1 protein-coding gene is annotated in these 12,030 nt (G+C 67.3%); it reads right to left on the bottom strand.

The window, feature by feature from the left end; all coding sequences use genetic code 11:
* Nucleotides 1-321: 321 nt before the first annotated feature.
* The gene (locus tag ACEU5R_RS19815; RefSeq protein WP_392411345.1) at nucleotides 322-11,571 is read right to left on the bottom strand and encodes an autotransporter-associated beta strand repeat-containing protein; all 11,250 of its coding nucleotides are present in this window, start codon (nucleotides 11,569-11,571) and stop codon (nucleotides 322-324) included.
* Nucleotides 11,572-12,030: the final 459 nt, after the last annotated feature.

The raw sequence follows: 12,030 nt of genomic DNA, 5'->3' as shown, positions 1-12,030 counted from the left end.
GCCTTTTAGCTCGCTTGATCAGGGACGACATGGCATCTTGCGAGATCACTACATTGGGGTAGGTGCAATGCAATCCCGGATTTTTCCGGACCAGCCGGGATTACCCATCAAGCCCCTGGCCTCTAAACAACTCTTAACAGTCGCTTGCGGCGGGCGCATTCAATCAAATCAATATTTCCGGGAAAGGTCGCCCTTATATAAAAAAAGGAACCACCACAGATAATCAAAAAAATATGATCTTCATTATTTTCCATGCATAACGAATACTCGTGGCGGCTGGACTCGTCGCCTCATCAGGCGACGAGTCCGGCGATGCACCGTTCACCAGCGGATTCGCACCCCCAGATTGCCCTGCACTGTCTCGCGCCGCTCGCCGCCCAGGTTGAAACCGTAGCTGGCGGACGCCGAGACACTGACGCGCTCGCTGGCGTCCACGGCAACGCCCAGGCCCAGCCTGGCCTGGGTGCCGCCCATGTCCGATGCAGTGGTCGCTCCGCCGCTGAAGCTGACCTTGTCGCGTCCCCCCAGCGTGTGCTCCAGGTCGACCCGCGCATAGGGTTTCCAGGTGGCGCGTTGGACCTGGTACTCGCCCTGCAGCCGCGCACCCACGCGGCCGATGAACGCGTTCTTCGGCGCGAAGGACACCTCCGACGCGGCATCCCTGACCGAGTCGATGCGGGTGTTCTGGTAGATGATCTGCGCCTGCGGCTCCAGGCTCAGATTGGGCTTGAGCGCGATCGGCAGTCCCGCTTCGACCGACGCGGTGAAGGCGCGGCCCCGGGTCGCCCTGGTGTCACCGGCGTTGGACGTGGGATTCACCTTCAGACGGCTACCCAGAATGACGGTGTCGGTGTACCAGCCGCCCGGCCCGACGTGAGTCCAGTAGGCGCCCACGCTGTGGGACTGAATGCCGAGCTTGCCGACGCGGTAGCCGCGCTGGCCCATCGCGTCCCCGCGCACGTCGCCATTGGCGCTCGCGTAACCCAGGAACACGCCGTAGCGGTCCTGGTGGCCGCTGTCGCTCGTGCGCGCATACAGATCCTGACCGGCCTGCATGCCGTATGTGTTGCCGCTGAACGAGCTTCCCGCCATGCCGCCGCTGCCCTCCGAGAGATGGTCGCCCCAGGTGCGCGCCCAGCCCGCCCGGCGATCGCCGAACCGCTCCTCGTTGCCCCGGCGGTCGTGGAAGGTGCCGATCTGCTGCACCGCCAGCTCGCGAGCCAGCGACGGCACCGCGCCATAGAGCGCGACGCCCGGCCGGTAGATCGGCCTGGATTCGCCGGCGGACTTGATCTCCGAGCGCAGGTACCAATTCTGTTCCGTGCCGGCAGCGACGCCGCCACGGAACAGCATGTAGGCATAGGCGCCCGCGTAGACCCCCGCGCTGGTGAAGGCGTCGGACGAGGTCGTGCCGCCGTTGACAGCCTGCACCACCTGGATGCCGTCGCCGGTGGTCCTGACGCCAGGGCCGGCCTTGTTGATGATGCGCAGCGCCGTGGCGCCCGTTGCCGCGCCGCCGTCCACCACCAGCTTGTCGGACGGCGAAGCGTCCGCGCCCAGGTACGCGTTCAGCGACAGCGCGCCGGACTGGCCCTGGTAATTGCCGGTGACGGTCAGCCGGTTCCCGGGATTGGCGCCCGCTAGGTTCACCAGGCCGCTATTGCTCAGATTGCCCGCGATGGCGAACGCGCCCGCGCCGCCGCCCAGGCCGGGCAAGGCATCGGCCACGGCCAGCGTGCCAGCGTTGCTGACGTCGCCCTTGACGCTGCCATAGCCGCCGAAGGTCGCGCCGCCCTGGACCGTCACCGCGCCGCCGTTGATCGCCGCGCCGGCATGCGAGGCATCGCCCACCGCCAGCGCGCCGGCCGTCACCGTGGTGCCGCCGGTGTAGGCGTTGACGGCATTGAGCACGGTCGTGCCGCTGCCCCGCTGGACCAGCTTGCCGCTGCCCTTGATCGCCTCGGCCTGGACATAGCGGTCCGCGCGGTTGAACGCCAGCACCCCGTCATTGCTGACGGTACCCACGATGTTGCCGCTGATGCCGCCATTGCCCACCTGCAGCGTGCCCGCCTTGATGAGCGTGACGCCGTCCGCGACCGAAGCCCCGCTGCCATAGCTGTTGCTGCCGGTCAGGATCGCGGTGCCGCCGCCCAGCTTGGTCAATGAGCCGGCGCCGCCGATATTGCTGGCCAAGGTCAGCGTGGTGCCAGCCTGCGGCTCCACGCTGCCCCCTTGCGCGCCCAGGGTGATGGCGCGCGATTGCGCGAGGTTTTGCGTGGTGCGCAAGGTGCCGCCGTTCATGCCGATGGCCGTGCCGGCCGCGCCCAGCGCGGTATCGCTGGCGATCTGCACGGTGCCGCCGTTGATATCGGTGCCGCCCGTATGGCGGTTGGCGCCATTCAGGACGAGCGTGCCCAGGTCGGTCTTGACCAGCCGCGCCGCGCCCGTCAGGGTGGCGTCCACGGTGGCGGTGTAGCCGGCGCCCGGGCCGGTGCCGTCGCCCACGCGTATCATCGCGCCGCCGTCGGCGTCCGGCGCCAGTTCAATCGCGTCGCCCAGCACACGATAGCCGTCGCTGGCGAACTGCATCCCGCCGCTGTGCACCTGACCCAGGCTGTTGTCCACCGTGACCTTGCCGGCCGCCGCCATGAAAATGGCGAAAGAGGCATGACTGTAGGATGCGTTCGGCGTGCCCAGCGTGTTGGTCCAGTTGTTGTTGCCGTTGGCGTGCTGCCAATGGCCGTCACCGCCGTCGACCTTGTTGTTGTTCTTGTTCGCGGCGGCCGATCCGTCCCAGACGTTCAGGCTCAAGCCCCCCGTGTTGACCAGATTGACCTGCCCGGCCACGGCCGTCTGGAGCGAGAAGGACGGCGATGGAATCGAGCCTACGGCAAGGCCATTGTCGGTCAGCGCGCCACCGTAGCTGATAATCCGGTAGACGCCTGGATCGAAGCGGCCGCCGGGCGACGTGACGACGTCCAGCTTGCCGCCCAGGACCAGGTCGCCCTTGACGATGGTCAGGTCGTTGAGCGGACCGCCCACCACGCCGGCCTGGCCGAAGCTGTAGGCCAGCCTGGCCCCGCCGTCGAGCGTCAGCTTGCCGTTGATCGTCAGCGTGCCAGGCCCGCCCGTCGCGCCGCCGGGAGACAGCGTGCCGGCCACGCTCACGTCTCCACCGATGATGCCGTTGCCGCCCAGCGTGGCCGGCGCCCGCACGACGGTTGCGCCAGTGGCCGCGCTCTGGTCCCCATTGATGTAGAGCGAACCCTTGAGCGCCTCGGTCGTGCCGGTGTAGGCATTGTTGGCGCTCAACACCGTCTGCCCGGCGCCCGCCTGCGTGAAGCTGCCAGCGCCAGAGATCAGGTTCATCATCGACACCAGGTCGCCCCGGTCGACCGCCAGCGCGGCGTTGTTGAGGATATCGCCGCGCACCGAGCCGCTGGTGCCGCCGTCGCCCAGCCGCAGCGTGCCGGCCGAAATGGTGGTGCCGCCGGTATAGGCGTGATCGGCCGTCAGCACCGTGACGCCGGCTCCCGCCTGCGTGAGCGTGCCGCTGCCATTGACGAGCCCGCCGAAGGTATAGGCGTCGCCACGGTTGAAGACCAGCGCGCCGTTGTTGCTCACGTCGCCGGTGATGCTACCCGTCGTGCCGCCCGCGCCCAGCTGCAAGGCGCCCGCGGAAATCATGGTGCCGCCGGTGTAGCGGTTGTCGGCCGTCAGCACCGTCGTGCCGCCGCCCTGCTGCGTGAGGCTGCCGCTTCCGACGATGGCGCCGCCGTGAGCATAGGTATCGCTTCGGTTGAACACCAGCGCGCCGTTGTTGGTCACGTCGCCAAGAATGCTGCCTGTCGTGCCGCCCGCGCCCAGCTGCAGCGTGCTGGCCGAGATGAGCGTGCCGCCCGTGTAGTTGCTGTCGCCGGTCAGCACCGTGGCGCCTCCGCCCTGCAGCGTGACCGAGCCAGAGCCGCTGATGGCGCCGCCATAGGCGTAAGTGTTGCCGCGATTGACGATCAGGCTGCCGTTGTTGACCACGTCGCCGACGATGCCGCCGGTGGCGCCGCCCGCGCCCAATTGCAGTGCGCCCGCCGCGATGGTGGTGAGGCCGGTGTAGCGGTTGTCGGCGGTCAGCACGGTGGTTCCGCTGCCCATCTGCGTGACCGCGCCGCTGCCGCTGATCTGACCGCCGAAAGTGTAGGTGTCGCTGCGATTGAAGGCCAGCGCGCCATTGTTGGCCACATCACCGACGATGGCCCCCGCCGTGCCGCCCGTACCCAGCTGCAGCGTGCCCGCCGTGATCCTCGTGCCTCCCGCATAAACGTTGTCCGCATGCAGCGTCAGCGTGCCCGCGCCGCCCTTGCTCAGCGCGCCGCTGCCGCCGATCGCGCTGGTCACGCCCAGGTTGGCCCCCGCCGCGACATTGATGCCGCCGTCGCCCAAGCCCACCGTGATCGCGCGCCCCGTGTCGAAGCTCGCGGTCGCGGCCAGCGTGCCCCCGTCCAGCGACAGCGCGCCCGAAGCCGCGCCCAGGTTCGCGTCCTGGGATACCTGCACCGTGCCGCTGTTGACCGCCGTGCCCCCGGTGTAGGTATTGACGCCGGACAGCGCCAGCGTGCCCAGGTCCGTCTTGACCACCTTGACCGCGCCGTCAAGCACCGTGGCGATCGTCGCCGTATAGCCCGCGCCGGCCGCCGTGCCGTCGCCCACGCGGATCGTCGCCTCGTTCGACCCGCTACCCGCCGCCGCGTCTGTCAGGCTCAGCTTGTCCCCGCTGGCGTTGCCCTGCAGGACATAGCCATCGGTGGCAAACTGCATGCCCTGCACGTTGATCGCCCCATTGGCGCTACTGTCGACCAGCACCGTGCCGCTCTGGCCGCTGAAGACCGCGTAGGCGTCCTGGTTCCAGCCCGCATTGACCTTGCCGCCGACATCGGTCCAGTTGTCGTTGACGCCGCCCGGCGCCACCCAGGTGCCCGAGCCGCCGTTGACCTGGCTGTTGTTCTTGGGACCCGCGCCGCCGTCCCAGTGGTTCAGCGTCAGGCCATTGCTGTACGTGAGATTGACCTGCTTGTCCACCGAGGTCTGGATGAAGTAGTCGGTGCGATCGGCTCCGGTCGGCAGCGTGCCCAGCGTCAGGCCCGCCGCATTGGACAGCGTGCCGCCGTAGCTGATGACGCGGTACACGCCGACATCCAGGCTGCCTCCCGGCGACAGCGCCACGTTCAGCTTGCCACCCAGCGACACATCGCCCGCCACCACGATCAGGTCGTTCAGCGGGCCGCCAACCACGTTGGCCTCGCCGAACGAATAGTCCAGCGTCGTGCCGCTGCCCAGCGCCAGATTGCCCTTGATCGTCAGTGTGCCCGGCGCGAGGCCGTTGTCGCCGGGCGACAGCGTACTGTTACCGGTCAACGTCACGTTGCCGCCAATCGTGCCCTTGCCGCCAAGGGTGGCGTCGGTCACCGTCGTCGCCCCGGTCGCGGCCGTCTGGTCGCCGTTGACATATAGGCTGCCCGCGTTAACCGTGGTCGCGCCCGTGTAGGTATTAGCGGCGGTCAGGACCGTGGTGCCGTTGCCCTGCTGCGTGACCGAACCCGTGCCGCTGATGGTCCCGCCCAGCGTATAGGTATCGCTGCGATTGAATACCAGGCTGCCGTTGTTGGCCACGTCGCCGACAATGCCGCCGGCCGTGGACCCGCCCGCGCCCGCGCCCAGCTGCAAGACGCCCGCCGTGATCGTGGTGCCGCCGGTGTAGGTATTGTTGGCGGTCAGGATCGTGGCGCCGTTGCCCAACTGTGTAACGCCGCCTGAACCGCTGATCAGCCCGCCGAAGGTGTAGGTGTCGCTGCGATTGAAGGCCAGCGCGCCATTGTTGGCCACATCACCGACGATGGCCCCCGCCGTGCCGCCCGTACCCAGCTGCAGCGTGCCCGCCGTGATCCTCGTGCCTCCCGCATAAACGTTGTCCGCATGCAGCGTCAGCGTGCCCGCGCCGCCCTTGCTCAGCGCGCCGCTGCCGCCGATCGCGCTGGTCACGCCCAGGTTGGCCCCCGCCGCGACATTGATGCCGCCGTCGCCCAAGCCCACCGTGATCGCGCGCCCCGTGTCGAAGCTCGCGGTCGCGGCCAGCGTGCCCCCGTCCAGCGACAGCGCGCCCGAAGCCGCGCCCAGGTTCGCGTCCTGGGATACCTGCACCGTGCCGCTGTTGACCGCCGTGCCCCCGGTGTAGGTATTGACGCCGGACAGCGCCAGCGTGCCCAGGTCCGTCTTGACCACCTTGACCGCGCCGTCAAGCACCGTGGCGATCGTCGCCGTATAGCCCGCGCCGGCCGCCGTGCCGTCGCCCACGCGGATCGTCGCCTCGTTCGACCCGCTACCCGCCGCCGCGTCTGTCAGGCTCAGCTTGTCCCCGCTGGCGTTGCCCTGCAGGACATAGCCATCGGTGGCAAACTGCATGCCCTGCACGTTGATCGCCCCATTGGCGCTACTGTCGACCAGCACCGTGCCGCTCTGGCCGCTGAAGACCGCGTAGGCGTCCTGGTTCCAGCCCGCATTGACCTTGCCGCCGACATCGGTCCAGTTGTCGTTGACGCCGCCCGGCGCCACCCAGGTGCCCGAGCCGCCGTTGACCTGGCTGTTGTTCTTGGGACCCGCGCCGCCGTCCCAGTGGTTCAGCGTCAGGCCATTGCTGTACGTGAGATTGACCTGCTTGTCCACCGAGGTCTGGATGAAGTAGTCGGTGCGATCGGCTCCGGTCGGCAGCGTGCCCAGCGTCAGGCCCGCCGCATTGGACAGCGTGCCGCCGTAGCTGATGACGCGGTACACGCCGACATCCAGGCTGCCTCCCGGCGACAGCGCCACGCTCAGCTTGCCCCCCAGCGACACATCGCCCGCCACCACCATCAGGTCGTTCAGCGGGCCGCCGACCACGTTGGCCTCGCCGAACGAATAGTCCAGCGTCGTGCCGCTGCCCAGCGCCAGATTGCCCTTGATCGTCAGTGTGCCCGGCGCGGGGCCGTTGTCGCCCGGCGACAGCGTGCTGTTGCCCGCCAGCGTCACGTTGCCGCCGATCACGCCCTTGCCCCCCAGCTTGGCGTCGGTCACCGTCGTCGCGCCGGTCGCGGCCGTCTGGTCGCCGTTGACATACAGGCTGCCCGCGCTAACCGTGGTCGCGCCCGTGTAGCGGTTGGCGCCGCTGAGCACCGTGACGCCCGCGCCCTGCTGCACGACCGAACCCGTGCCTCTGACGACCCCGCCGTAGGTGTAGGTATCGCTCCGATTGAAGGCCAACGCGCCGTTGTTGCTCACGTTGCCGACAATGCTACCCGTCGTGCCGCCCGCGCCCAGCTGCAAGATGCCGGCCGTGATCGTGGTGCCGCCGGTGTAGGTATTGGCGGCCGTCAGGACAGTGGTGCCGTTGCCCTGCTGCGTGACCGATCCCGTGCCGCTGATGGTCCCGCCCAGCGTATAGGTATTGCCGCGATTGAAAACCAGGCTGCCGTTGTTGGTCACGTCGCCTACAATGCCGCCGGCCGTGGACCCGCCCGCGCCCGCGCCCAGCTGCAGGACGCCGCCCGTGATCGTGGTGCCGCCAGTGTAGGTATTGTTGGCGGTCAGGATCGTGGCGCCGTTGCCCAACTGTGTAACGCCGCCCGAACCGCTGATCAGCCCGCCGAAGGTGTAGGTGTTGCTGCGGTTGAAGGCCAGCGTGCCATTGTTGGCCACGTTGCCGCTGATGCTACCCGTGGCGGAGCCGCCCGCGCCGGCGCCCAGCTGCAACGTGCCCGCCGTGATCGTCGTGCCTCCTGCATAAACGTTGTCCGCGTGCAGCGCCAGCGTGCCCGCGCCGCCCTTGCTCAGCGCGCCGCTGCCGCCAATGGCGCTGGTCACGCCGAAGCTGGTGCTCGCGGCGACGTTGATGCCGCCGCCGCTCGCGCCCAGCGTGGTGGCACGCGCCGTATTGAAACTCGCGGTGGTGGCCAGCGTGCCGCCGTCCAGCGACAGCGCGCCCGAAGCCGCGCCCAGGTTCGCGTCCTGGGATATCTGCAGCGTGCCGCTGTTGACCGTCGTGCCGCCGCTGTAGGTGTTGACGCCACCGAGCACGGTAGTGCCAGCGCCCCACTGCACGACGTTGCCCGTGCCGCTGATGATGCCGCCATGGGTATAGGTGTTGCCACGGTTGAAAATCAGGCTGCCGCTGTTGGCGACGTTGCCGACGATGCCGCCGGTGGACCCGCCCGCGCCCAGTTGCAACGCGCCCGCAGCGATGGTGGTGCCGCCGGTATAGGTATTGTCGCCGCTCAGCACCGTGGTGCCGTTGCCCCGCTGCGTGACCGATCCCCCGCCGCTGATCACCCCGGCATAGGTATGGGTGTTGCTGCGGTTGAAGACCAGCGCGTTTCTGTTGATGACGTCGCCAACGATGCTGCCGGCCGTTGAACCGCCCGCGCCCTCGCCCAGCTGCAGCGTGCCGAGCGTGATCGTCGTGCCGCCGGTATAGCTGTTGTCGGCCGTCAATACCGTGGTGCCGCTACCCAACTGCCTGATCGATCCCGTGCCGCTGATGACGCCGGCGAAGGTATAGGTGTTGTTGCGATTGAAAACCAGCTCGCCGTTGTTGGTCACGTTGCCCAGGATGCCGCCGGTGGCGGATCCACCTCCGCCAGCGCCCAGGTGCAGGATGCCGCCAGAGATCGTGGTGCCCCCGGTATAGCTGTTATCCGCTTGCAGCGTCAGCGAGCCGTCGCCCAGCTTGGTCAATGCGCCGCTGCCGCTGATGGCGCTGGTGACGCCAAGATCGGTGGCTGCGCCCATCACGTTGATGCCGCCGTTGCCCGCGCCCAGCGTGATGGCGCGCGCCGTGTTGAAACTCGCGGTCGCGGCCAGCGTGCCCCCGTCCAGCGACAGCGCGCCCGAAGCCGCGCCCAGGTTGAGGTTCTGCGCCACCTGCAGCGTGCCGCTTTTGACAACCGTGCCCCCGGCATAGGTATTGACGCCGGACAGCACCAAGGTGCCCAGGTCCGTCTTGACCAACCTGGCCGCGCCCGCCAGCGTGGCGGCGACATTGGCCGTGTAGCCGGCGCCGCCGGCCGAGCCGTCGCCAACGCGCACGTCCGCCTCGTTCGGCCCGCCGCCGGATACGACCGCGCCTGTCAGTGTCAGCGCATCCGTCCCGGCGTTGTTCACCAGGGTGTAGCCATTCGCCGCAAACTGCATGCCCTGGACCTGGATGGCGGTGGCGCTGTCCACTTTCACGTTGCCGCCCTGCCCCGCGAATACGGCGAATGCGTCCTGGCTCCAGGCCGCGTTGACCGTACCGGCGGTATTGGTCCAGTTGTCGCTGGTCCCCGCGCCGCCGACCCTCCAGGTGCCCGAACCGCCATCAATCACGCCGTTGTTCTTGGGCCCGGCGTCGCCATCCCAGTAATTCAGCGTCAGTCCATCGGCGTTGACCAGGTTGACCTGCTTGTCCACCGAGGTCTGGATGAAGTAATTGCCCGTCGCGGGCATCGTGCCCAGCGTCAGCGAGCCGCTGCGCGCGCCGCCGTAGTTGAAGAGCCGATAGACGCCGGGACCGAATGCGCCGCCGGTCGAGGTCGACACATTGAGCGTGCCGCCCAGCGCCAGATTGCCGCCCACGTTGGTCAGGTCGTTCAGCGCGCCGCCCGCGACGCCGGCCTGGCCCAGCGCGTACGACAGCAGGGATCCGCTCTGCAGCGTCAGATCACCGTCGATCGTCAACGTGCCCGCCGCCGCGCCAGCCCCGCCCGGAGCCAGCGTGCCGCCGGACTGGATCGTGACATTGCCGCCCAGCTTGCCCGTGCCGCCCAGCGTGGCGCCGCTGGCGACCGTGGCAGCCCCCTTGCCGGTCTGCGCGCCATTGACATACAACGTGCCGGCCGTCACCGTCGTGGGACCGGCGTAGCTGTTGTTGCCGGTCAAGGTGACGATGCCCGCCGGGGCTATCTGGCTGAGACCGCCCGAACCGGAGATCGCATTGCCCAAGGTGAACGCGCTGTTGCGGTTGAGCAGCAGCATGCCATTGTTGGTGACGGCCGATCCGCTTGGCAGGCTGCCGGACACGCCGCCTGTGCCCAATTGCAGCGTGCCGGCGGCGATGATGGTGCCGCCTGCCCAACTGTTGTTGTTGTTGGCCAGCACGATGGTGCCCGGTCCATCCTTGGTCAAGGTGCCCGCGCCCGAGACGACCTGGGTCAGCGTGCCGGTCACGCCGGCATTGGCGCTGAGCGTGCCGTTGTTGGAGCCCAATTCGACGTTGCGGCTGTTCGACAAGCTGAAGCTGCTGTTGAATGCCAGCGCACCGCCATTCAGCGTCACTTTGCCGTTACTGGTGCCCAACGCGTTGTCGGCCCCCACCGCGAGGGTGCCGCCGTCGATGTACGTCTGGCCCCCGTAGGTGTTGGCCCCGCTCAGCGTCAGGATGCCAGCGCCGCTCTTTGCGACATGGCCGGTGCCGCCACCGATCGTGCCAGCATAGGTGCCGTTATCCGGCTGGTTGAAATGCACCAGACCGTTGTTGATCACGCTGGGCGGCAGGCTTTGCGCGCGGGCTTCCAGCGTGCCATCCAGCTCCACCCTGAGCGACCCGTTGAAACTGCTGTTGTTGCCGGTCAGGGCCAGCGTGCCCTGCCGCACCTGTACCGCCAACGGCGCGCCGCCAGCGCCGCTGTTGTTGCCGATGGATCCGGTCAGGGTCCACTTTCCGTCTCCATCCTTTTGTATTGATTGGAAGTTGGTAATGGTGCCTGTCAAGGTATCGTCGGAGCCGGCCTCTCCGTACAGGATCAAGGTATTGCTGCCACCACCGCCGCCGATGTTGCCCGTGATGGTGGAGTGGGGCGACAGCAAGAGGGTATCGCTGCCGCCAGCAAAATTCAGACTGCCGTGCACGGAACTGCCGGTGTGGTTGTAAAAGGTAACGGAGCCGTTGCCGCTGTTGCCGATGACGTTGCTGGTGATGCGATCGCCTGCCTCGATGATGCCGTAGTTCTCGATCGCATTGGCTGCACCCACGACCAGATCCTGGAACCAGATCGCGGGCGCATTGCTGGCCGAGATCAATCCATAGTTGAAAATGGTGTTGCCGCTACCCATGACATTGATGGCCTCGCCCGACGTATCGGTGCCCAGCGCCTGGACCTTGGCGTTTGGCGAGATCGTGAGCTTGCCATTGGAGCCGAACTCGATCGTGTTGCCGCCGGCGCCCCACCCGCCCGTGACCGGAGTGGTCGCCAACGCCGAGTTGCTCACCACCGCGCCGTCCCCGAGCAGGATGGTCGCGTTGTCCCCCAGGCTGATGGCCTGCGTGTTGCCCACCGTCAGCTGGGCGCCGGGCCGCAGCGTCACGGACTGGTTGGCAGGACTGCTGGCGCCCTGGCCGCCGATTCTCCCGGTCGACGGGTTGGGCGCGCTGGTATCGCAGACGGTGATGAGGCCGGTAGTGACACACGCGGCATGGGCAAGCGGACCGGGCAAGCCGCCAAACAAAGCCATGCCGATCAGCACGCTCAGGCGTCGCGGCGCCGGGACAAACGACTGCTTCCGTACTTGCATGCCAGCCTCCAGCCCGACGATGAACCGGGGAGGCAGGCGAATTGGCGCGCGCGGCGGCCTACCCGGTAGCGGATCGACGCTGCCGGATTCGCGAGAACTCTCCGCGGGACAATTCAGGGGGGAAATAGTTAATAAAAAACAAAATGCGATTTTTGATTAACTTTGGCATGCGACATGAATACCAATCAATAGCGCGGATGACGGGAAAATCATATTCTTATTATTAATTCAATCAACGCCAATCCGATACTACTGAATAATCAGCATCTGGAATAGGAATATTTCTTCAAGCATGCAGACTTTCGCCGACGCCCATCGGACAGGAATCAGATAGCTCGTCCTTATTTTCGACCGATACAAAAAAATAAATTCCGCCCATTCCAATGCCCAGCAGCCATTCCTGCCGCATGCCGACGCAAAAAACCGCTCCGCGATTATTCCCCTCGTTTAAACGCCTGC

Source organism: Achromobacter sp. 413638 (assembly GCF_043119405.1).
Taxonomy (GTDB): domain Bacteria; phylum Pseudomonadota; class Gammaproteobacteria; order Burkholderiales; family Burkholderiaceae_B; genus Achromobacter.
The sequence above is the reverse complement of the archived record's forward strand: the minus strand, read 5'-3'. Positions and strand labels throughout refer to the sequence as shown.

Excerpts from the sequence above, each read along its gene's own strand:
- ACEU5R_RS19815 (WP_392411345.1), bottom strand. The coding sequence starts at position 11,571 with ATGCAAGTACGGAAGCAGTCGTTTGTCCCGGCGCCGCGACGCCTGAGC.